We start from the raw sequence: 22,104 nt of genomic DNA, 5'->3' as shown, positions 1-22,104 counted from the left end.
TGACGTAAATCCGAAAAACCCTTTTAATGCGCCCCGTTGCCCAGATAGCTCAGTCGGTAGAGCAGGGGATTGAAAATCCCCGTGTCGGCGGTTCGATTCCGTCTCTGGGCACCAAATACCGAAAACCCTGAATCGCAAGATTCAGGGTTTTTTTATGCCTGAAGAAAAGCGAAACACCCACACCGCATAAGAGCAGCCCCTGTTTCTTGCAAGGATGAATCAAGCCAATGGACATGCAAACCTCAAGCAAGCTGACCAACGAATGCGAAGCCAAGACCAAGAAGCCGCAACCTCAATCTCTGGACACGGTTTTTGAGTTCATCGAAAAGCACAATTGGAAACTCTTCCGAATTGCATCACTTGGTTTTGGCTTTTTGATATTTCTTATCTACTTCTGCCAAAACCACTTCTATCCCGACTTCGATCTCTTCAGCTTTCTTTCATTGCTTGCAACTGCCGCGCTCATCGGTGGCCTGATGGTTCTGGTAATTGCCTTTGGCTTTTGCGCACCCGGTTGGACTTGGTCAGAGGCTTTCTTTAGCGACAAGCCGGTACGCGAAGAGCTGGCGTATCGAATCAATGGAAATATGCCCAAGGAGCGCCTCGATCATCGCCTGATCAACCGCTACTTTTTCGCTCCAGGCTTCATATGCATGAGCATCCTATGGATGGCTCTATATTTTTTTGAAGGGGATACCGCCTACACCATCGGCCTTGTAGCAGGACCGTTTCTTAGCGGTCTACTTTTCGGTTCGATTTTGCAGAGAAATTACGAACTCCCTCCCTTTAGCTGGGCCAAGTTCACTGTCACAGCATTTCTCGTATTTTTCATCGCAAACATAGTTGCATTGCTGTCCACACTGGAGGTTGCCAGAGGCGTCCCTGAGGCCGTCAAAGCCGTCGGAGAGTATCCGTTCATGGCAGCCTGCTTCTTTGCCTCACTGGTGGTGTTTACCATCGTCACGGCAATAATCAGAGGCAATCCGCGCTTTGTGCTGATCGTCAGCCCGTTGTTTGCTGTCGTGCTGATGCTGTGGACCAATACCTGGATAGATCTTCCGGGCAAAATCGTCAAACTGCTTGGGCTGGGCAACTATCAAGCCGAACAAGTAATTCTCAGCAGCGATCTCTGCGAAAAATACAAAGCCATTGAGGGTTATGGCATCAAGAGCAATTGCGCATTGAATGACGTGCACGTGATCTGGTCGATGGGCAGTACCACTGTGATGACGTGGCAGTTTGCGAGTCAGGAATTAAAGGTAAAAATCCCCAGCAGCTCAATCCTTTCTACCAGGATCTTTGTGCCGAAAGCTTTACCCAAGCCTAAACCCCTGCCTTCTTCACTGCCAACATCTGACCCAAGCACCCCACAGACGCCATGAGGTGGTGCCGCACCCTTCATTAACTGGCATCCTAGCGCCCATCAAGTCGCCTGATGGCGACCCGCCTTTTCAGGGTCTTGCTGCACACAGGATGATCATTCGCTAACCGGATTACTCCGCTTCACGCCATCCCTGGCAGGCGCGTGACAAGCGCAAGATTGAGTATGAAATACCGAAAACCCTGAATCGCAAGATTCAGGGTTTTTTATGCCTGCGATATGATAGCGGCACAATTCAACCCTCTGCGCAGTCCAGAGAAACCCCGCGAGTCCTTTTTAGGCATCGCAGGTTTTTATTGCACAAATACGTGACGGGGTTCGAACAAAGGCGATCCGCGCTACTTTGGCCGCACCTTAAGGAAGAGGGTCATCCGCTCGATGAACCAGAAAAGAACCCGCATCCCCCTGCCCCATCCGCCACCCTATCGTCAGAGCCGGGTGGCATTCTGGCTGACGGTGCTGGTCGGCGTATTGATCGCCTTCGTTATCGCTGCGTCGACTTATCTGATCATCCACAGCTTGCTCAGCGGCTCCATCACCACCTGGAACCGCTCCGGTCCACGCCATACCTACACCCTGGCGCAGCAACCCCGGATGTTCTGGTTCGAGATCGTGTCGCAGTGCGTCGGCACCGTATTCCTGATAGTCGTCGGCTGGATCGGATTATGGATTCACCGAATGGCCCGCGAGCCCGGTGACAAGCAGAAGGCCAAGCGTACGCGCGATAAATAAAGACCGGCCTCAGAGGGTGTTGACGTAGTCGACCGGCAACAAAACCGTGTCGAGCGCAGCGTCTACCGGCAGTGACACAACGCTAATCAGCGGGCAAACGATCATCATGTAGCAGATGACCGCAGAGGGCATGCCGTCTCCCCCTCTCACGCCAAGCAAGTGCAGGTTGCCATCGACACCTTTGTAGTACGGCTCTGCAGAATCACCGTTCAGGCGCCCCATCATCGTTCCACAACCGGCCAGCAGCAAAACCAGGCTCACCACTGAGCCAATACGCAAAATCCCTTTCAAACCAGCACTTCCTTCGCCACAACAGTAGGCGCGGGATTGTACCCGCGCCTCGACGTTCAATTACACCCAACGTTATCCAGCGTCATTCCAATGGAACACCAGATTGCGCGCAGTACCGCTGCCAACGTCTGTCACGTCACGCCGTGTTTCGCCATTGCGCGTGGCGACCACCGTGTACTTACCGGGTGGCAATTGCACGTAGACCAGCGGACCCGTTTGGCTGAGGGTCAGTACGGTCTGCCCCGGCGACTTTTGAATCACCACATCGACATCAGCGGTGTACTGGTCTTGCGCGCCCACCGCGAACGTCATGTGCAGGTTGTAACCAGTGGATTGTTGAATGGCTTTTGACTCGTCCAGGCCGATCCCGCCGGACAGGTAGTTGATGCCGTTTTGCTGTTGTTGCTGGACTTGCACACCGGCACTGTCGACCGGGTCGAGATTGGCCGCCTGCAACATCGCCGGAAATGCCAATGCCGCCACCGCCGCGATGGGCAGCAGGAATGAAAGAACGCGTTTCATGATGACGACTCCCGGGCTCTTGTAGAGCCCAACCGTTACTCCTTATTTGATCCGGCCAGGGAAGCACGTGTTTTAGAATGATTGGCACTTGGCCAGGGTGCGAAAGGGACTAATTCGAGACGCACGGCGGCTCGAATTTACAGAGTCGCCAACCTTCAATCCGGAACGCACTGCGTTCCGAGTGATTGCGCAGCCCGGCGTTGAAGCTCATTCTCGATCCGTCTTCGCCAAGGCCAAGTCCATATGAATTCACGCAGTCCCGCGTTTAGGCCCGACACAGCAACCGTGAGCGAACCTTTCAAAGAAGCTGCCGCCGATGGCTTTATGCTCGGCGGCTTCACCTGGCGTCACGCCCTGCCCGATGCGCAACGCCCGGTAGTCATCATCAACGCCGCCACCTCGGTACGCTGCCGACATTACTCGCGCTTCGCCGATTACCTGTTCGCCAACGGCTTCGACGTGATCACCTACGACTACCGAGGCATCGGCGAATCGCGTCCGGCAACCCTGAGAGGCCTTGAGGCTTCATGGACCGACTGGGGCGCGCTGGATTTCGAGGCGATGCTCAAGCGCGCGCAACGAGAGCTCCCCGGCCAGCCAATCGATGTGGTCGGCCACAGTTTCGGCGGTTGCGCGGCGGGACTGGGTGAGTCCGGGCAGGTCATTCGTCGGCTGGTGACGGTCGGCGCGCAGTTCGCTTACTGGCCTGACTATGCGCCGGAACAGCGCTGGCGCATGTTCGGCAAATGGCATGTGCTGATGCCGCTTCTGACGCGCCTCTGTGGCTATTTCCCGGGCAAACGCCTTGGCTGGCTGGAGGACACGCCAGCAGGCGTCGTACGCGACTGGAGCACGCCTGCCGCGCGCTACGAGCAGCGTCCGAGCGGCCGTCGACTGCTGAAAACAAGCGGCCGCCTGCCCTTCGCCAACGTCCGCGCAAAGACCTTGGCGATCAGCATCAGCGACGACCCGTACGGTACGATCCCTGCCATCGAACGCCTGCTCGACTACTTCAGCCATGCGCACAAAACCCACTTGCGCATCGAGCCGCAGGACATCGGCGAACAACAAGTCGGACATTTCGCCTTTTTTCGTAGCGCATACCAAGCCACACTATGGCCCATCGCTCTGACCTGGCTGCAAACCGGCGAACTGCCCCCCGACACACCCGGGCGGACAGTGCCGCGCAGCTGAGCCCTTCCCACGCACGACGGAACACACCATGGCCTCCGCCAACAAGCAGCAAAAACGCGCCGCCCGGGCCAAGACCAAGGCCAAGCAGAACCGCACCAAACGCGCCGAGGCGCCGCTCGAACTGGACCCGAACGATGACCGTATCGACTTCGAGTCGGTGGACCTGACCGAGCTGTTCAAGAAAATGATCGACGCCGAGAAGATCAGCCAGCAAGCCATGTGCAGCGCATTCCTCGAAGACCCGCTGCTGGAACTGGTCTACGAGCAGGAAGGCGAAGAAGGCGCAATGGATTTCATCCTCGCCGCGCTGATCGAGTATCGCCAGTGGTCGCAAGAAACCGACGAAGCCGGCGCCCTGGCGTGGATCGAATCCCCGGCCTTCCAGGCCGACTATGTGGCGGCCTCCGACGCGATCGCCGCACACACCCAACAGAAGAACTGAGTTCCCATGGCATCCCTGAACAAGCAACAGAAACGCGCCAAACGCGCCAAGGCCAAAGCCAAGCACATCCGCATGGTCGGCCGTAAACCGCTGGACCAGGACGACAACCTCGGGCATCTGGACGAGCCGATCCCGGAATACACCCTGGCGATGTTCAGCAAAATGCGCGACGCCGAAGCCGTCAGTCGCAACGAAATGCTGCTGACCCTGCTGCGCGAACTGGCGTTCATCATCGTTGACCATCCAGAGCTGCTGGACATGGAAAACGCCGAGAACGAAGGCATGGCCGCCACTCACCTGGCCGCCGACATGCTGATCGACTACCGCATGTGGGCCGACGGCATGGACATCGAAACCGCCCAGGCCTGGCTGACCGAGCCACAATTCATCACCGATTTCGGGATTGCGCTGGATACTTACGGCAAGTCGCTGGAGGACAGCGCCCCCAAAGCCGAGTAACTTTTTGCACCTGACATTCACGCACGATCAAAAAAGGAGGTCAGGTGAAGAAGACAGCTTCATGCAAGGATGGACAATTGCCGAAATCAGAAGACTCAGCTGCGACCCTCCAAAGCAAAACCGTTAAAACTCCCAAGGAAACAACTTGGGATGAATGGTTCGACGAAGAGAAAGGCAGCTCAGACTTTATGCTCTTGCGAGAACAAAGCTGATTACGGATATGTGGCGATGTTTCGCCACCTGCAGCACAAACAAAAACGGCCGCTCGTCATCACTGACAGCGGCCGTTTTGTCATTACGCGTTGCGGATCAGTTCAACACCACCGCACCACGCTTTTCCAGCTTGCGGCGGCGTGCCACCAGCAGGCCGGCGGCGACTACCATGAGGCTCAGCAGGCCGGTTGCGAGGATTTCCACGCGGTGGGCTTCCTGGAACAGCATGATGGTCAGGGCCGCGACGATGAAGATGATCACCGCGTAGGTCAGGCCCGGGAACAGCCACATGCTGAAGACGATTTTCTCGCCACGGGCCATGCGTTGTTTCCGCATGCGCAGTTGCGAGAACGCGATCACCAGGTACACCAGCAATGCGATGGCGCCGGAGCTGGCCAGCAGGAATTCGAACACGGCAGCCGGGGCCACGTAGTTGGCGAAGGTGCAGAGGAACGCCGCGCCGGTCGACAGCATGACAGCCCAGTAAGGCGTACCGCTTTTGTTGACCCGAGTCGACATCGCCGGTGCGTCACCGCGCTTGCCGAGGGAGAACAACATGCGCGACGAGGTGTACAGCGCCGAGTTCAGGCAGCTGGTGACCGCGACCAGCACCACGATGTCGACGATCATTTTCGCGTTCGGAATGCCCATGCGCTCAAGCACGGTCTGGTAGGAACCGAGGTTGGCCAGCGTAGGATCGTTCCACGGCACCAGGGCCACAACGATGAAGATCGATACGAGGTAGAACAGGCCGATCCGCCAGATCACCGAGTTGGTGGCCTTGGAAATCTGCTTGCCCGGGTTCTTCGATTCCGCAGCCGCGATGGTCACGATTTCGGTACCCATGAACGAGAACATGGTGGTCAGGATCGCACCCAGTACCGCACCCATGCCGTTTGGCAGGAAGCCGCCGGAGTCGAACAAGTGCGAAACGCCGCTGACCTGACTGTTCGGCAGGAAACCGAAGATCGCCGCGAGGCCGAGGATGATGAAGCCGATGATCGCCAGGACTTTGATCAGGGCAAACCAGAATTCGAATTCACCGTAGTTTTTCACGCTGAACAGGTTGGTCACCGTGAGCAACATGGTGATGACCAAGGCAAAGGCCCAGATCTCCACGCTCGGAAACCAGGCATGCAGGATGGTCGCGGCAGCGTTGGCTTCCAGTGGAATCACCAATACCCAGAACCACCAGTACAACCAGCCGATGGTGAAGCCAGCCCAGTGCCCGATGGCACGGTCGGCATACGTCGAGAAAGAGCCGGTGTCGGGCGAAGCGACAGCCATTTCACCGAGCATGCGCATCACCAGCACCACCAGGGTACCGGCGGCGGCGTAGGCCAGCAGCACGGCAGGGCCGGCGGCAGCGATGGCGTGGCCGGAGCCAACGAACAGACCGGCGCCGATAACACCGGCGATCGACAACATGGTCACATGACGCGGTTTGAGCCCCTGTTCGAGGCCATTGGAGCTTGGGGTACTGCTCATCGAAACTACCTTTGCGAGGAAAGCGATTGCGTCCGACCTGCCTGATTTTCCTTCTCGTAAAAAGAAACCAACAGGGCGTTCCAGATTCTGCACGCAATAAATGCGCCAAAATGTTTCAAACTCTTCTGGCCCGCGGCTTTGAACGCGACCGGACAGTCATCGCAAGTCCTTAAAATTAATGGCAATTCGCCAGAGCGTTACCCTGCGACTCACTTTTCAAGCGAACAGGCGCACCAGAAACACACTGAAAAAGTGTGGGATGCACAATAAAAGGGCGAATCAGGAACGTTCGGCCGGATAGCGCTTCCAACACCCCGCCAAAGCTGGCAACATCGCGCCTTTTTTTACGCAACACCCACGGGCCTGCACGTTCAAACACCCGTTCGGTTGTTGATGGGGCGACAGTCTGCTGTGCCGATGCGACAACCCGCCACACGCCATCCGCTTACCGCCCGTAGCGCTGTTGGCTGCCATTGAAACGCTATGCTAGCTTGGCCGCCTCGCCAGGAAGGCCCGCCAACAGCAGGAGCGCAACATACATGAGGAACGCACATGGCTGAGGCCACGCCCGCGCTTGAAATCCGCAACTTGCACAAACGCTACGGACAGCTTGAGGTGCTCAAAGGCATCTCGCTGACCGCCCGCGACGGCGATGTGATCTCGATCCTCGGTTCCTCCGGTTCCGGCAAGTCCACGTTCCTGCGTTGCATCAACCTGTTGGAAAACCCGCACCAGGGTCAGATTCTGGTGGCGGGTGAAGAACTCAAGCTCAAGCCCGCCAAGAATGGCGAACTGGTTGCTGCGGATGGCAAACAGATCAACCGCCTGCGTTCCGAGATTGGTTTTGTATTTCAAAACTTTAATCTGTGGCCGCACATGAGCGTGCTCGACAACATCATCGAAGCCCCGCGCCGCGTGCTCGGCCAGAGCAAGGCCGAGGCGATCGAGGTCGCCGAAGCGCTGCTGGCCAAGGTCGGCATCGCCGACAAGCGCCACGCCTACCCGTCGCAATTGTCCGGTGGTCAACAACAACGCGCCGCGATTGCCCGCACGCTGGCGATGCAGCCGAAGGTGATTCTGTTTGACGAGCCCACCTCCGCCCTTGACCCGGAAATGGTTCAGGAAGTACTTAGTGTCATCCGCGCACTGGCCGAAGAAGGCCGCACCATGCTGTTGGTGACCCACGAAATGGGCTTTGCCCGTCAGGTCTCCAGCGAAGTGGTGTTCCTCCACCAGGGGCTGGTGGAAGAGCAAGGATCGCCTCAGCAGGTGTTCGAAAACCCGCTTTCGGCGCGCTGCAAACAATTCATGTCCAGCAACCGCTAACGGAGCAACATGCATGCAGAATTTTAAAAAGGTCTTCCTGGCCGCCGCCGTCACTCTCGCATTCAGCGCCGGGGCCATGGCCGAGACCCTGAAGATGGGCATCGAAGCGGCTTACCCGCCGTTCAACAACAAAGACGCCAGCGGCAACGTGGTCGGCTTCGACAAAGACATCGGCGACGCCCTGTGCGCCAAGATGAAAGTCGAGTGTTCGGTGGTCACCTCCGACTGGGACGGCATCATCCCTGCGCTGAACGCCAAGAAGTTCGACTTCCTGGTGTCCTCGCTGTCGATCACCGAAGAGCGCAAGGGCGCGGTGGACTTCACCGACCCGTACTACTCGAACAAGCTGCAGTTCATCGCGCCGAAAAACGTCGATTTCAAAACCGACAAGGACGCACTCAAAGGCAAGATCATCGGCACCCAGCGCGCCACCCTCGCCGGCACCTGGCTTGAAGACACTTACGGTAGCGACATCGAAGTCAAACTCTACGACACTCAGGAAAACGCCTACCTGGACCTGACCTCCGGTCGTGTCGACGCCATCCTCGCCGACAAGTACGCCAACTACGACTGGCTGAAAACCGATGCAGGCAAGGCCTACGAGTTCAAAGGCGACCCGGTCGTGGAAAGCGACAAAATCGGCATCGCCGTGCGCAAAGGAGACCCGCTGCGCGAGAAGCTGAACGCCGCACTGAAGGAAATCGTCGCTGACGGTACCTACAAGAAAATCAACGACAAGTATTTCCCGTTCAGCATCTATTGATCTGACCTGCGGGACCGGCGCCATCCACCGACGGCGCCGGCTCCCGGCCTTGCCTGCCGCGATTTGAAAAGAAATTCATGATTATCGACCTCTACGGATTCGGCCCGGCCCTCGCTGCCGGTGCGCTGATGACCGTCAAACTGGCGCTGACGGCCCTGTGCCTGGGACTGGTGCTCGGTCTGCTCGGCGCCTTGGCCAAGACTTCCCCCGTACAAGCCGCTGCAGTGGCTTGGCGGCACTTATTCGACCCTGGTGCGTGGCGTCCCGGAATTGCTCTGGGTGCTGTTGATCTATTTCGGTACGGTCAACCTGATGCGCAGCCTCGGTGAGTTTTTCGGCAACCCCGACCTGCAACTCAGCGCCTTCGCCGCCGGTGTAATCGCGTTGGGCCTGTGCTTCGGCGCCTACGCCACGGAAGTGTTTCGCGGCGCAATCCTTGCCATTCCCAAGGGCCATCGCGAAGCCGGCGTGGCGCTGGGCCTGTCGAAATGGCGGATCTTCACCAAGTTGATCATGCCGCAGATGTGGCGCATCGCCCTGCCCGGCCTGGGCAACCTGTTCATGATCCTGATGAAAGACACCGCGCTGGTGTCAGTCATCGGTCTGGAAGAAATCATGCGTCACGCGCAAATCGGCGTGACCGTGTCGAAACAACCGTTCACCTTCTATCTGGTGGCCGCAGTCATGTACCTCGGCCTGACGGTGCTGGCGATGACCGGCATGCACTTCCTGGAAAAACGCGCCGCTCGCGGCTTTGCGAGGAGCGCTTCATGAACTGGGAAGTGATCATCAAGTGGCTGCCGAAACTGGCGCAGGGCGCGACCCTGACCTTGGAGCTGGTCGCGATTGCCGTGATTGCCGGCCTGTTGCTGGCGATTCCGCTGGGCATCGCCCGCTCGTCGAAGCTGTGGTACGTGCGCGCCTTGCCCTACGCCTACATCTTCTTTTTCCGTGGCACGCCACTGTTGGTGCAACTGTTCCTCGTCTATTACGGCCTGGCGCAGTTCGATGCGGTGCGCAGCAGCGCGCTGTGGCCGTACCTGCGCGATCCGTTCTGGTGTACCACCGCGACCATGACCCTGCACACGGCGGCGTACATCGCCGAGATCCTGCGCGGCGCGATCCAGGCGATTCCGCCGGGCGAAATCGAAGCGGCGCGAGCACTGGGCATGTCCAAGCCCAAAGCGATGTTCTACATCATGCTGCCGCGTGCGGCGCGCATCGGCCTGCCGGCCTACAGCAATGAAGTGATCCTGATGCTCAAGGCCAGCGCACTGGCGAGCACCGTGACCCTGCTGGAACTGACCGGCATGGCCCGCACGATCATCGCGCGCACCTACCTGCCGGTGGAAATCTTCTTCGCCGCCGGCGTGTTCTATCTGCTGATGTCCTACGTGCTGGTGCGCGGCTTCAAGCTGCTGGAGCGCTGGCTGCGCGTCGATGCCTGCCAAGGGCGTTGAAACTTCCCACGTGCTGACGGGCGAGGCCCTACTCGCCCGCTTCACCGCGCTGGATGATTTTCTTACGGCGCATCAGGCGCTGTGGAAACCTCGTCCGTTCACTCATCTTTCGCTTCCATGGGAAACCGCCTACCCCGAATTGGCTTCGTGGCTACGCGGACGATCGCTGGAAGATGCAGAGCGTGCACATAATCATCCCGCCGATCTCGCCGATGCCCCGGAGCCGTTCGCCTCATTGGCGGCGTTGTCGGCTGAGCTGAGCGCAGTTGGTGAGTTGCCGGGACATGCGCTGGAAACTGCAGGCCATCGATTGAATGTCGACGTACCGGGACGCAAGTGGCAGCAGATCGAAGCGTTCGGCAGCCGTTTGTCTTTCGCCTCGCCGCCAACGCATTGGCTGGACTGGTGTTCCGGCAAGGGGCATCTGGGCCGGCGCCTGTTGAGCGCCGGGCAACAGCTGACCTGTGTTGAATACGATCCGGCGTTGGTCGCCAGCGGTCAGGCCCTGAGTCAGCGTCATCATTTGCACGCCCTGCATGTCGAGCAGGATGTGCTCGCAACAGATGCGGCAACCGTGCTGAGCGCTCACCACACCCCGGTCGCCCTGCACGCCTGCGGTGATTTGCATGTGCGCCTGATGCAACTGGCAAGCGCGGCCGGATGTCAGCAGATGGCCATCGCCCCGTGCTGTTACAACCGGATTAATCGCAGCGAGTATCGGGCATTGTCCTCAGCGGGTTTGCGATCCGCCCTACAGCTCTCGCTCGAAGATCTGGCGCTGCCCATGAGCGAAACCGTCACCGCCGGTGCAAGAGTCCGACGTCAGCGCGACACCTCCATGGCGCGACGTTTGGCCTTTGATCTGCTGCAACGACAACTGCGCGGAGTAGACGAATACCTGCCCACCCCGTCCCTGCCCAATGCCTGGCTGGACAAACCTTTCGCCGATTACTGCCGCGACCTGGCAGTGCTGAAAGAGTTATCCACAATCGGTACGCCGGATTGGCAGGCACTGGAAGCTGCCGGTTGGCAGCGATTGGCCGAAGTTCGCAACCTGGAATTACTGCGCGGATTGTTCCGACGGCCGCTGGAGCTTTGGCTGAATCTTGATCGAGCCATTTTCCTCAACGAACGGGGATACTTCGTACGGCTCGGCACCTTCTGCGACAGCTCGCTGACGCCGCGTAATTTTCTGCTGCTGGCCGAACGCGCCTGAAACTTTTACAGCCTGTGGATAACTCTGTTGATGGTTTTCCCGTGGATCCAATATCCACGGCCATTGCATGACCAAAACAGCATTGGTCATTTTTTGTTCATATTGATAAAAAACCTGTAAAACAGGGCTTTGCACACAAAATGAGAACGTGTCCGCAAATTCCCCTGCAACGCCAAGGTCGCGCCGATCCGTTGTGCATAAGCTTCCAATCAAAAGGACATAAACGGGGAAATGGGTGCTTGGACAGTGTGGAAATCCTGCCCTCACGCTCAGTCTGGCTTGATCTCGTGGAACCCCAGTCTTGCGGCTAAAAACCCGGAGACACCGCTCACGCCAAGCCTGATCCGGCACCTGCGTAAAAATAGTCTGAATTCAGGGGTTTACAGAACCCACCCAATCGCTATAATCGTCGCCCACACGCCGGTATAGCTCAGTTGGTAGAGCAACTGACTTGTAATCAGTAGGTCCCGGGTTCGACTCCTGGTGCCGGCACCATACAAAACAAAGCCCCTGCAGAAATGCAGGGGCTTTGTTGTTTCTGGAACGTCCACATTACGTCCACACTGCCTCAAGGCTGTGAAGTCCTAAATCGTCATTAATCCGGACGACTCGTCACCGAGGGACGTGCTTCTGCCAGTGCGGGGCGCAGCACCTCGGTTACACCTAAAGCTTTACGGCCTTCATCTGACGTACAGATTCCAGCAAGTCCTCCCGGAATTGTTCCAATTCTTTGAGCGTTAATGAGTTTTTTCCTTCGGTTGCTCAAGGTCGGCCACGAGCAGGCTGTCGAATAAGGTCGCGCTTCAAACCTGACTGATCTCAAACACAAACGAAATCCTGCGTTGACTCGCACTCCACACATAACGCAAATGCTTACCCTGCTTCGGAATCGACACGGCCGGCGGGCGGAACGCAGCGACACATTCGTGGCCCGGCAAACGCACGCTGTTGTAGAGAATTCCCCACGATTCAGACTCGCGCAGTTGTCGGGCAAACGCCTGTGACGGGCCATAGGCTTCCGGATCGGGTTGATGCAAATGTGCAAAACCATCACGGACATCGTGCAGCGGCTTAACCACCCGATTGACGTAAGTCCGCATGGTCAACTCAAGATCCGCTTCGTTGGTGGCCGCGAGGAAGCGTTCCTGGTGATAGCAGGTTTCGGCGATGGCCGCGGCCTGGCTGCTGGCGGCGTAGTAGACGCCGAAGGTGCCATCGGTGAAGCGGCTGCTTTTGCCGATGTGGGTGAACGCCGCCATCACCGGGGTTGAACCGGGGCCGGAGAGCCGGTCTTCGGGGCGCACGCGGGCGAGGATGCCGGCCTGTTCGATCAGGCGATCATTGGTCAGCGCTTCCAGCGCGTAGGCGATTTCCAGGTCTTCGGGGTCGAGCACGTCTTCGAACAGCGCAATCGGCGGGAAGCTGCTGTTGACGATCCGGTAGGCCTTCGGCCATTGCGGCTCAGCCAGCGGTAGGGCCTTCAACCGCGCACCCCGTCGAGGTAACGGCGCACGTCGGCGATGTCGACCACCCTCCCCGCCAGCATGTAATCCAGCGCCGTTCGACCATTGAATGGCGCAGCGGTGTTGGGGCTGCTGACCCAGGTGTAAGCGCGCTCACGGCTGTTGCTGAAGATGATGCTTAACGCCTTGTGAATGCCCATCAGGTACGAGATACGCTCCAGCGTGTCGTGCGGCAGGCGAATGTTCGGCGGCAGGTGTTTGTACTTATAGAACGTGGTGTTGCCGACGCCACCCAACAGCGTGCGTTGCTGCTCGGCGTTGCAACCCCAGCGCTCCATGAGATTGAAGAAAAACTTCAGCGCGACGCGCCCGGCCTCGGGGACGTCGAGTTGTTCGCGTGGGGTGAGGGCTGGCGATGAGGTAGGCATGTTCGTCCTTCTAAGCGGGTCCGCAAGATGAGCGTAGTACACATATGAATTTTTTACATAAAATTATTCGCATACGAATAAACGCCTAAGAATTTCCAAGTTGACACGTTAATGTTCCGTGGCAGAGGATCTGCCTCAAGAGCGCGAAACCGACTGCCATCAGGTGGCGATAGTCGGCGGTAGGAACCCCGTTGATGACCTGAAGATCAGCGCTCGGGTGAGACCTCTACCCTTGTTCAAGGGAGCAAAAAGCCGACAGCAATGTCGGTTTTTTATTGCCTGGTTTATTTGAGCATTTCGCTTGCCTAGTCAAAGTGCTGGCGAACTTTGCCTATGTGCATTCACATGCGGACGCTCTTCAGCGCCCCGTGAATGGCGGCTCTAGAGTCGCAACAAACTGGTGAAGACTAAATTGGAAAGCATCCCTGATGCTAAGGGCACTCGCGCTCAAAGCTGAAAAATATGCGCATATCTCGCCGGGGAAATTACAGGAGCCATAAGCCGTTTCTCCTCGAAAAACCCGCCCTGCGCACCAAAACCACGCACTTTTCTTGACCCCAATCACCCCCACGTCATCAAAAATCCCGATCCTGTGTCAGCTTCCAGCCATCGGCAGGGACATCAATTCGCTACTAAATCCGCGACAACTATGCTCAGGTGCTGGAATATAGCCGGCATATGACGCCGGATCGGCAGTCTCGTAAACAACAATACCCAGCCCACTTCAGAGGGCATTACCCATGGATAGCAGAACCTTACGCAACCTCATGCGCATCGTGCAGACCGGCTCGTTGTCGGCCGCAGCCGAGCATTCGTGCCTGACTGTGCAGGCCCTGGCCGCGCAGTTGAACAAGGTCGAAGAGCAGTTCGGTTTCCGCTTGTTTCGACGTTCCAACAAAGGGCTGACGCTGACGCCGCAAGGCACGGAGCTGACGCCCTACATGGACAAAGTGCTGATTGCCACGCGACAGATGGAAGAAAAGGTCGAGGCGCTCAAGGTGCCGGGCCAGCGCACGTTGAAGGTCGCGTTGAACAACACGTTGTCGTCTGACTTCAACCGGCGAATGATCGGACGCCTGATTGAGGTGTTTCCCGATTACCAGATGGAATTCAGCTACGCCGAGTCGATGGAAAACCTCAGCAAGCTGAAGAATGAGGACTTTGACCTCGCGGTGCTGATCGGCCCGCAGCGGCCGGGTTTGCCGAGCATTGTTTTGCCGGATGTGCAGGTGCAGGTGGTCGGTGCCCATTGCGGGCAGGAAAACGATCCACTGACGTTGCTGGGCAACAAGTTTCAGGTGCGTCCTGCGGAAGATTGTCCGTATTCCCACAGTTTCCTGCGTTTTCTCGACGCCGGACTGGGCAATCACGAGAACGGTCAGCGCATGGTTTATTCCTGCAGCGAGACCCTGACGCTGTCGTTGATCACGCAGATGGACGCAGTCGGCATGGTGTCGCGTGAGGCCGCACAAAAGAACGGCCTGACGATCTTCCCCGGTTTCGAGGATTTTCTCGAAGTGCGTCTGGCGGTGAACAACCCGAACCTGTCAGGCCAGGCCCTGAACGACGTGGTCGATCTGCCGCTACATGAACGAGCCGAGCGCAATGTACGCAGCCGTCCCAACCGCCACACTGAGAAAGAGGTTTTTGCTGAAATACGCACATAGCAACGTCGGAATGGCTGCATAAAATTCCGGGCGATCGAGCTGTATGTGCTGATCCTTGATCAACAAGGGTGTCAGGCTGATCGCAGCGACGATCGCCACCGGCAAGTATTCCAGCGCCCGCGCAACGAATGGCGGCCAGTGCTCGGTGTTGACTTGCAGCGGCAGCGCGCGTGGCAGGAAGGTCACGGCCATCATCAGCGCGACCACCAGAATCAGGAACGTTTGGTCAGGCATACACCCACTCCGCAGCCCACAAACGTGGCGATGAAAACATTGAATGGCGAAGTGCCGACCAGGCTCAGCGCGCCCATGCAGACGACGGCAGCCGCGGCGGCGATGAGTTTGTTGCGGGTGTTGCACAGCGACACCAGCACGTAGAGCATCATCGCGGTCAGCGCGTAGTCGAGCTGATATTTGATCAGGTGCGACGCATATTGCGCGCAGACAGCGCCCAACAATCCTCCCAGCACCCATGAGGTGTGGCAGAACAGGTTGAAGCCGATCAGGTAACGGATGTTGACCGGCGCGCCGGTGCCCAGTTTGACGCTGTGAAACGCGAAGGATTCGTCGGTCAGTCCACCGGCGTAGGCCCAGCGTTCCATGCGACTGAGGCCCAGTGCGCGCAGGGCCTTGGCCATGTACACCGACATCAGCATGTGCCGCGCATTGATCAGGAAGGTGGTCAATACGATGGTGGTCAGCGACGCACCACTGGAGATCAGCGCCAGCGCGGCAAATTGCGAAGCGCCGGCGTAGACGAATAAACACATCGCCACCGGCAGCCACATCGGCAGCCCGGCATTGACCGCCATCAGCCCGAACACGAATGACACCGTGAAGTAACCGGCCACCACCGGGCTGGCTTCGGCAAACGTGCGCGATGGCTGATGGGCAGCCATCAGCGGCGCACTGCCGGACGTTTCATTCATAGATCCCTCTCAAATGTCCGCTCGCCGTGGGGTTCGCAAAAACCCTGGGCAGTCCAGAATCGCTTGCCCGCGAGGTTAGCATCGTCGACGAACAGAAACATCCGTAATACACCGACCCGTTTCATGTCGGACGACGCCGCTTCCACCAGCCGCTGGCCGACGCCCTGGCTGCGATAGCTTGGGCTGACCGCCAAGTGGTTGATGGTGCCGCGACTGCCGAGCATGCCGCCAAGCACCGCACCGACGATTTCGCCCGCGACGTCGAAGGCCAGATAGGCGGTGGTGGTCTTCTGGATCAACACGCCGCGCAGGCATTTGGCGTCCTGCCATTCGCAGAACGACACTTCGTCGAACTGGCGGAAGAAGCGCTCCATGCGCTGCGCGTCCTTGGCGGTGGCACGTCGCAGCACCACCGGCGTCGAGCACTCGACGCCGTCGATTGGGGTGATCTGATTAGCGAACAATGTCGAAAGCGGTCCCGGGCCGCGAGAAGGAAATCGCCAGAATCTGCCGGTACGCCATGGCATGCGTGTGGGTGTTGCGCGCGGGGGTCACGTAGTGGCGCATGTCGCGGTCAAGGAAGTAGGTGGTGTCGAGAATTTCCTGGTAGGTGGTCGACGCCAATTGATGCTCGTGGATATCGTAAAGACGACTCTCCGCCCCCTCGACATTGTTGCGCCCCCAGAAGTGCACGCCGCTGAACGGATAGCCGTCGCAGTGAATCCCTTCCGGGGTGATTTCCAGCTGCTTGCCGGGTTTGATCTCGATGCGGATCTGATGAATCTGGCACTGCCAGATTTCATCGTGCAGTTCTTCCGGCAGCACGCTTTTGTACACTTCAAAATCGGTGTCGATCAGGCTGCGCATCACCGGCGAAGTAATCACTTCATCGGAGAAGTCCTGAAAGTGCCGCACAACACCGCCCACGTAGGCGTTGTTTTCCTTGGACTGCACGTAGGCGCGATGCTCGAGTTGCTTGAGCTCACGTGTTTTCGGGTTGTATTCAAAGTCGCTGTAACGACGGTAACGCATGCCGGCTTCGGCCTGACCGTAGTAACTGTCTGGCTCCATGTTTTCCCAACTTTTGGTCAGTCTGACGAAGTCGGCAAAATGACCGTAGAGATTGAAGTCACCACCCTGGACGTTGACATATTTGTCGCGCCGTAGCGATTCGCCCACTTCTCTGTTCAAAACGATCATTACCAAATTCTCCGCTACGTTGAGCGGCCTAATCTATTAGGTGGAGAATTTGCGTCCATGAGAAAGAATTTCAGGCATTTAAAGCCCTGTTTGAAATGGTACTTGAAGGCGCTTGAAAACCACTTTTACGTGACAAAAACACGGGTTTTTTTCCGGTTTTCGCAGAAAAAGACCTCGAAAAAAAACCCCGAGCCAGTCGGGGTTTTCTCATGTTTCTTACACCGGATCGTTCATCAGAAGATGTTGATCGGGTAATCCACGAATACACGCAACTCGTTGCCGCTGACGTTGTACTCGCTGGATTTCTGCGACACGCGCAGGATCGAGCTGCGCAATTTCACGCTCAAGTCTTTCGCCGGACCACTTTGTACGACGTATTTGACCTGGTTGAAAATCTCGCGCTCGGTGCCGCCTTCGCTGGTGGAGGTGGTGATGTTGTCGCCACGCACATAAGCGAAGTTGTAGCTCAGACCCGGTACGCCGAATGCGCCGAAGTCCAGGCCGTAACCCAACTGCCAGCTGCGCTCGTCTTCGGCGTTGAAGTCCGACCAGTAGGAGTTGGCCAGGTAGATGGTGTTGCCACCGTCACCGACACGACCTTGCTCTTTCTGATAGCCGCCGTAAGCGTAGCCCAGGTTGCTGTCGCCGGTGGAGCGCTGATGCGCCACGGTGAACGAGTGCGGGCCGGTGGCGAACGTTGCTGCCAGGCTCCAGATCTTGTTGTCATCACCGGTAGCGCCACTTTCGCGGACGTAAGAGTCGTCCAGCTTGGTGCGATAGCCGTTGAAGTCCAGGGTCAGGGACTGATCCTTGTCGATCGGGAACACGTAGTTGGCGTTCACGTATTGCTTCTTCAGCACGTCTTCGACGTCGGAAGCGTACAGCGCCGCCTTGAATTGTTCGGTGAACTGATAGCTACCGCCCAACACGTTGATCGCCTTCAGACCACCGCTGTCACGGCCTTCAGCGCTTTTGCGCGACTCGGCAGTGAAACGACCGGCGTCCAGTTGCAGGCCTTTGATCTCTTTGGAAGTGATCAAGGTACCGGTGTAGCTTTCCGGCAGCAGACGCGAATTGTCATAGTTCAGCACCGGCAGGGCCGGCATCTGGTCACCGTAGGTCAGCACGGTGTTGGACAGACGGAATTTGACCGCAGCGCCGCCCTTGGACAGGTCATTGGCAGGCTTGCCGCTGTCGCCACGTTTGAAGAAGTCGATACCGCCGGCACCGCTGCGATCTTCGCTGCGTTCCAGGTTCAGGGCGTACAGGCCGAAAGCATCGACACCCACGCCGATGGTGCCTTGGGTGAAGCCGGACGAGAACGTACCGATAGCCGCTTGGCCCCACTCGGATTTGTCCGCGTTGCCGTCTTTGTAATCACGGTTGATGTAGGCATTGCGCAGCAGCACTTTGAGGCTGCTGTCTTCTACAAAACCCTTGGACTCGGCCTGGCCGTCAGCCATGGCCTGTGTGGCACTCAACATCCCCAGTGCGATCAGACTGATTCGCTTGTTCAACATTTTGTTTTCCTTATTACGGGTTGAAACGCGCTGTGTCGAACGGCTGAAACGGCGCTATTGCACTCTTTTTTCACCCCGAAACAAAAAGACCCGCCCACGGTTATACCGTGTCGGGCCCTTTTATTATTCTTGAGTCATGGCGGTTGGCCACAGGCGTTGGGCCGAATCGTAGCCGCGCCCTCAATAATGTGTCAATTTCAAGAATCGTCTTTAAATAGGTAAAAATCGTCTAAGAATCGTAAATTTTGCGATAGCGCATTGCTCGGAAATGCGCTCAGCCAGTGAATCCAGTTCGATTACGCGCAGCCGTCGAGACCGCATTGCGCGGCGGATTGCCCCGGCTCAACCGCGACCGCCGCTTGTCCCAACCAGTCGGCGAAAGACTGCGGCTTGCCAAGCCATGGGCTGATGTCGATCAGGGTGAATTGCCCGTCCTGCTCCAGCGCCAATGTTGGAAAACCCTGGCCGCCCAGTTGCGCCAAGAGTGCGCGGCTGGCTTTCACATGCGCTGTCGTATCAACGGATTTAAACGCAGCCGCAAAGGTGTTCTCGGCGTAGCCCAACTCACTGGCGAGTTCGAACAGTACGGATTCATCCGCAATCCGCCGTCCCTCAACGTAATGCGCCGTTTGCAAACGCCCAAGCAATTGCAGGCCACGGCCGTCGATGGACTCTGCCGCCATCACCGCTGCGATCGGCGGCGTCGAATCGAAAACCGCCGATTGATCCCGCAGCAGACCTTCGAAATACGCCTCGCCAAAAGGTAGCGCGGTGTATTCGGCGATGCGCCGGTCGTGGGGCATGACGTAATCACGCAGTTGCGGCGAAACGCGCTGACGGCTCGCGCCGCTCATCATTCCGCCCGCATGGGCAATGACCGGCAGCACTTGCTGTGCCGCTTGCACCAGCGGTTTGGCGCCGTAGCACCAGCCGCACAATGGATCGTATATGTAGTGAAGGATCATGAGAGAACTCCGGCAACCAATCAGGAAAATTCGATGCCGGCAGACTATTCCTACGCGTGTTGGGGAAAAACGCCGGAATGGCTCTCAGACTGTTCCGAGAATCGGTCGAATGGATTACCTGATCAGGTTGTATCGAAATCGACATAAATTGAAACAATCTGACAGGGGAACTTCTCAGGAATAAATAACGGCAGCAAATGCAAAGCATTACCATTCGCGCGTTTGAATTTCCCTACTCTTTCGGATGTGCTTTTCCATGCCTGCCCCGTTCAGCCTCACGCCCGTCACCCTTGGATTGTCTGCGGTTCTGTCTAGCGGTTTTGCTTATTCCGCCACTGAACTGCCCGCCACGGCGATCAGCGCCGAAGAACAAGCAGAAGACCCGCGCGTCAAGATCAGCACCACTGCGACCCGCACCATGACCCCGGTGCGTTATGTGCCGCAGGCCATCGACTCGATCAAGACCTCGAACGTCGCCGACTACGGCACCAACGACATAGGCGATGCTCTGAGCGGCATTCCCAACGTCAGCAGCAGCGCCGACACGCGCTTCGACAGCCTGCGCATCCGCGGCTTCGACGCCAGCAACGACTTCTATCTGGACGGCATTCGCGACGACAGCCAGTACAAGCGCGACCTGCACAACATCGAGCGGGTCGAGGTGCTCAAAGGTCCGGCGGCGGTACTTTACGGCCGTGGCAGCCAGGGCGGGATCGTCAACCGCGTGAGCAAGCTGCCCGAGTTCGGCCGTCGCTCGACCATCGAAGCCCAAGGCGGCAGCGAAGACCTGCGCAGCCTGTACGCCGACCTCAGCACCGACCCCAGCGAAAACCTCAGTCTGCGCCTGAACATGGGCAATATGGATGAAACCAGCTTCCGCGACGGCGTCAGCGGCAATCGCCAGCTGTTCGCGCCGTCGATGAGCTGGCAGCTGACTCCGGACCTGAACTGGCTGGTGCAATACGAATACAGCCGCTACAACCGCACCCCGGATCGCGGCATTCCCGGTGTGAATGGCCGCCCGGCGGACGTCAGTCGCGAGACCACTTACGGCAACGATCACGATTTCATCGACGACAAGGCGCAGTCCCTGCGTTCGAAACTCACCTACGAGATCAACGACAACTGGCAGCTGCGCCAGACCTTGGGGGTATTCAAGCTCGACAGCGATTTCGACAACACCTACCTGACCAGCTTCGATCCGAAAACCAACAAGGTTGCGCGCCAGCACTGGCAGCAGGATCTGACCACCCGCAACGTCTATAACAACCTCGAACTGGAAGGCGGTTTCGATACCTTTGGCCTTGAGCATCGCCTGCTGACCGGCGTCGAGATCGGCAGCCAGCGCCGCGATCCGAAGTTGTACAACGCCGCGACCGGCAGGACCCCGAGCGCGCAGCCGGTGCCTTCCCTTGACCTGTTCAACCCCAACCGCGAGCTCCGCCACACCGGCAGCATGCAGGTGTTCAGCGACAGCCACACCGAAGTCGAAAGCCGCGCGGTGTACGTACAGGATCAGTTGCGTCTGAACGAGCAATGGCAACTGCTGGCCGGCTTGCGCTACGACACGTTCGATATCGAGTCGACCAACCAGCTCAAGAACCTCACTGAGAATCGTGACAGCCACAGCACCAGCCCGCGCTTCGGGATTGTCTGGACGCCACTGCAGAATCATTCGTTCTATGCCTCGTGGTCGAAGACTTTCTCGCCCGTCGGCGGCGGCCTGATCGGCATCACCCCTGGTGCTGCCGGCAATAGCAACGACTTGAGTCCGGAGCTGACCAAACAGAAAGAAATCGGCGTGAAAAGCGACTGGCTGGATGATCGCTTGAGCACCACTCTGGCGGTCTACGACCTGGAACTTTACAACCGCCGCACCAGCGACCCGAACGATCCGACCCTGACCGTCATGACCGGTCTTCAGCGCTCACGGGGGGTGGAACTGACCGCCACCGGCAAACTGGTCGGCAACTGGTACATGCGCGGTGGCGTCGGCGTGCAGGACACCACCATCGAGAAGGACAACAACGGCCTGGAAGGCAAACGCGTCAACAACGTAGCCAAACACAACGGCAGCCTGTTCCTGACCTGGAAACCGGAAATGGGCTGGTACGGCGAAACCGGTCTGACCCTGGTTGGCCAGCGTTATGCCGACAACGCCAACACCACCGTGCTGCCGGGGTATGGCCGCTGGGATGCGCTGCTCGGCTACCACTTCAAGGACTGGGACTTGCGCGCGGCACTGAACAACATCACCGACCGCGAGTATTACGCCTCGGCCACCAGCCAATATCAGATCCAGCCAGGCGCACCGCGCAGCGTGGTGATGACCGGTACCTACAGTTTTTAAAAGCAGGATCAAAAGATCGCAGCCTTCGGCAGCTCCTGCATGGGGGTGGTGTGCTTTCCCCTGTAGGAGCTGCCGAAAGGCTGCGATCTTTTTTC

Annotated in this window: 23 protein-coding genes, 2 tRNA genes and 1 pseudogene; 15 read left to right on the top strand and 11 right to left on the bottom strand. The window is 58.0% G+C overall.

Annotated features, from left to right (window positions below; all coding sequences use genetic code 11):
- Positions 1-38: 38 nt before the first annotated feature.
- The 3 genes from HT737_RS17380 (at position 39) to HT737_RS17370 (ending at position 2,113) form a co-directional block, all read left to right on the top strand.
- Positions 39-114, top strand: a tRNA-Phe gene (locus tag HT737_RS17380).
- A 113-nt stretch (positions 115-227) separates the two neighbouring features.
- The gene (locus tag HT737_RS17375) at positions 228-1,382 is read left to right on the top strand and encodes a hypothetical protein (RefSeq protein ID WP_095667786.1); all 1,155 of its coding nucleotides are present in this window, start codon (positions 228-230) and stop codon (positions 1,380-1,382) included.
- A gap of 377 nt (positions 1,383-1,759) precedes the next feature.
- Positions 1,760-2,113 (top strand): hypothetical protein, encoded by a 354-nt coding sequence (locus tag HT737_RS17370; protein WP_121183223.1) that lies wholly within the window; start codon positions 1,760-1,762, stop codon positions 2,111-2,113.
- Positions 2,114-2,122: 9 nt separating this feature from the next.
- Here the strand turns inward: HT737_RS17370 and HT737_RS17365 are convergent, their stop codons facing one another.
- Together HT737_RS17365 and HT737_RS17360 are read right to left on the bottom strand one after the other, a co-directional pair.
- Positions 2,123-2,464 carry a YceK/YidQ family lipoprotein gene (locus tag HT737_RS17365; protein WP_308809993.1) on the bottom strand — a complete coding sequence of 114 codons (342 nt, stop codon included), beginning with the start codon at positions 2,462-2,464 and terminating at the stop codon, positions 2,123-2,125.
- Positions 2,465-2,476: 12 nt separating this feature from the next.
- The gene (locus HT737_RS17360) at positions 2,477-2,926 is read right to left on the bottom strand and encodes a hypothetical protein (RefSeq protein WP_095667787.1); all 450 of its coding nucleotides are present in this window, start codon (positions 2,924-2,926) and stop codon (positions 2,477-2,479) included.
- Positions 2,927-3,169: 243 nt separating this feature from the next.
- Between HT737_RS17360 and HT737_RS17355 the strand changes: the two genes are divergently transcribed.
- The 4 genes from HT737_RS17355 to HT737_RS17340 are packed head-to-tail and all read left to right on the top strand — an operon-like array spanning position 3,170 to position 5,233.
- On the top strand, positions 3,170-4,120 hold the full coding sequence (locus HT737_RS17355; protein WP_182403422.1) for an alpha/beta fold hydrolase: 951 nt from the start codon (positions 3,170-3,172) through the stop codon (positions 4,118-4,120).
- A 28-nt stretch (positions 4,121-4,148) separates the two neighbouring features.
- On the top strand, positions 4,149-4,562 hold the full coding sequence (locus HT737_RS17350) for a hypothetical protein (protein WP_041071360.1): 414 nt from the start codon (positions 4,149-4,151) through the stop codon (positions 4,560-4,562).
- Positions 4,563-4,568: 6 nt separating this feature from the next.
- Positions 4,569-5,021, top strand: coding sequence for a hypothetical protein (locus HT737_RS17345; protein ID WP_003220723.1), 453 nt, complete (start codon positions 4,569-4,571; stop codon positions 5,019-5,021).
- Between the two features lie 44 nt (positions 5,022-5,065).
- On the top strand, positions 5,066-5,233 hold the full coding sequence (locus tag HT737_RS17340; RefSeq protein WP_179294949.1) for a hypothetical protein: 168 nt from the start codon (positions 5,066-5,068) through the stop codon (positions 5,231-5,233).
- A 97-nt stretch (positions 5,234-5,330) separates the two neighbouring features.
- Here the strand turns inward: HT737_RS17340 and gabP are convergent, their stop codons facing one another.
- Complete coding sequence (gene gabP, locus HT737_RS17335; RefSeq protein ID WP_047290843.1) at positions 5,331-6,722, bottom strand: GABA permease; 1,392 nt, start codon at positions 6,720-6,722, stop codon at positions 5,331-5,333.
- Between the two features lie 552 nt (positions 6,723-7,274).
- Here gabP and HT737_RS17330 point away from each other — a divergent pair.
- The 6 genes and pseudogenes from HT737_RS17330 to HT737_RS17305 all read left to right on the top strand — a co-directional run bounded on the left by HT737_RS17330 (position 7,275) and on the right by HT737_RS17305 (position 11,982).
- The gene (locus HT737_RS17330; RefSeq protein ID WP_041071351.1) at positions 7,275-8,048 is read left to right on the top strand and encodes an ABC transporter ATP-binding protein; all 774 of its coding nucleotides are present in this window, start codon (positions 7,275-7,277) and stop codon (positions 8,046-8,048) included.
- Positions 8,049-8,061: 13 nt separating this feature from the next.
- Positions 8,062-8,811 (top strand): ABC transporter substrate-binding protein, encoded by a 750-nt coding sequence (locus tag HT737_RS17325; RefSeq protein ID WP_182403420.1) that lies wholly within the window; start codon positions 8,062-8,064, stop codon positions 8,809-8,811.
- A 77-nt stretch (positions 8,812-8,888) separates the two neighbouring features.
- A pseudogene (locus tag HT737_RS17320) lies at positions 8,889-9,585 on the top strand (ABC transporter permease).
- Complete coding sequence (locus HT737_RS17315; RefSeq protein WP_003220713.1) at positions 9,582-10,271, top strand: ABC transporter permease; 690 nt, start codon at positions 9,582-9,584, stop codon at positions 10,269-10,271. The pseudogene HT737_RS17320 and the gene HT737_RS17315 overlap by 4 nt, the downstream one beginning before the upstream one ends.
- Positions 10,252-11,487 (top strand): methyltransferase, encoded by a 1,236-nt coding sequence (locus tag HT737_RS17310; RefSeq protein ID WP_182403418.1) that lies wholly within the window; start codon positions 10,252-10,254, stop codon positions 11,485-11,487. Before HT737_RS17315 ends, HT737_RS17310 begins: the two co-directional genes overlap by 20 nt.
- A 419-nt stretch (positions 11,488-11,906) precedes the next feature.
- Positions 11,907-11,982: transfer RNA gene (locus tag HT737_RS17305), tRNA-Thr, on the top strand.
- Positions 11,983-12,290: 308 nt separating this feature from the next.
- Here the strand turns inward: HT737_RS17305 and HT737_RS17300 are convergent.
- A complete protein-coding gene (locus HT737_RS17300) occupies positions 12,291-12,971 on the bottom strand; it encodes an RES family NAD+ phosphorylase (RefSeq protein WP_182403416.1) in 681 nt (226 codons plus the stop codon).
- Positions 12,968-13,378 carry an MbcA/ParS/Xre antitoxin family protein gene (locus HT737_RS17295; protein WP_007961687.1) on the bottom strand — a complete coding sequence of 137 codons (411 nt, stop codon included), beginning with the start codon at positions 13,376-13,378 and terminating at the stop codon, positions 12,968-12,970. Before HT737_RS17295 ends, HT737_RS17300 begins: the two co-directional genes overlap by 4 nt.
- Positions 13,379-14,118: 740 nt before the next feature.
- Between HT737_RS17295 and HT737_RS17290 the strand changes: the two genes are divergently transcribed.
- Positions 14,119-15,045, top strand: a complete 927-nt coding sequence (locus HT737_RS17290) for a LysR family transcriptional regulator (RefSeq protein WP_007961685.1) — start codon at positions 14,119-14,121, stop codon at positions 15,043-15,045.
- Here HT737_RS17290 and HT737_RS17285 read toward each other — a convergent pair.
- The 6 genes from HT737_RS17285 to HT737_RS17260 form a co-directional block, all read right to left on the bottom strand.
- Positions 14,962-15,279 (bottom strand): AzlD domain-containing protein, encoded by a 318-nt coding sequence (locus HT737_RS17285; protein ID WP_007952614.1) that lies wholly within the window; start codon positions 15,277-15,279, stop codon positions 14,962-14,964. The two genes, HT737_RS17290 and HT737_RS17285, sit on opposite strands and share 84 nt — an antisense overlap.
- Positions 15,258-15,974: an AzlC family ABC transporter permease gene (locus HT737_RS17280; protein ID WP_027611235.1), complete on the bottom strand. Its 717-nt coding sequence runs from the start codon at positions 15,972-15,974 to the stop codon at positions 15,258-15,260. Before HT737_RS17280 ends, HT737_RS17285 begins: the two co-directional genes overlap by 22 nt.
- Entirely contained in the window at positions 15,971-16,348 is a 378-nt protein-coding gene (locus HT737_RS17275) for a GNAT family N-acetyltransferase (protein ID WP_182403428.1), read from the bottom strand. The genes HT737_RS17280 and HT737_RS17275 overlap by 4 nt, the downstream gene beginning before the upstream one ends.
- 79 nt (positions 16,349-16,427) lie before the next feature.
- Positions 16,428-17,174, bottom strand: coding sequence for a 2OG-Fe dioxygenase family protein (locus HT737_RS17270; protein ID WP_007961854.1), 747 nt, complete (start codon positions 17,172-17,174; stop codon positions 16,428-16,430).
- Between the two features lie 233 nt (positions 17,175-17,407).
- A complete protein-coding gene (locus tag HT737_RS17265) occupies positions 17,408-18,694 on the bottom strand; it encodes an OprD family porin (RefSeq protein ID WP_041071313.1) in 1,287 nt (428 codons plus the stop codon).
- Between the two features lie 296 nt (positions 18,695-18,990).
- Positions 18,991-19,659, bottom strand: a complete 669-nt coding sequence (locus HT737_RS17260) for a DsbA family protein (RefSeq protein ID WP_182403414.1) — start codon at positions 19,657-19,659, stop codon at positions 18,991-18,993.
- A 256-nt stretch (positions 19,660-19,915) separates the two neighbouring features.
- On the opposite strand from HT737_RS17260, the gene HT737_RS17255 reads away from it, so the two are divergent.
- The gene (locus HT737_RS17255; protein ID WP_182403411.1) at positions 19,916-22,009 is read left to right on the top strand and encodes a TonB-dependent siderophore receptor; all 2,094 of its coding nucleotides are present in this window, start codon (positions 19,916-19,918) and stop codon (positions 22,007-22,009) included.
- Positions 22,010-22,104: the final 95 nt, after the last annotated feature.

Source organism: Pseudomonas sp. MD195_PC81_125 (assembly GCF_014060985.1).
Lineage (GTDB): Bacteria > Pseudomonadota > Gammaproteobacteria > Pseudomonadales > Pseudomonadaceae > Aquipseudomonas > Aquipseudomonas parakoreensis.
The sequence above is the reverse complement of the archived record's forward strand: the minus strand, read 5'-3'. Positions and strand labels throughout refer to the sequence as shown.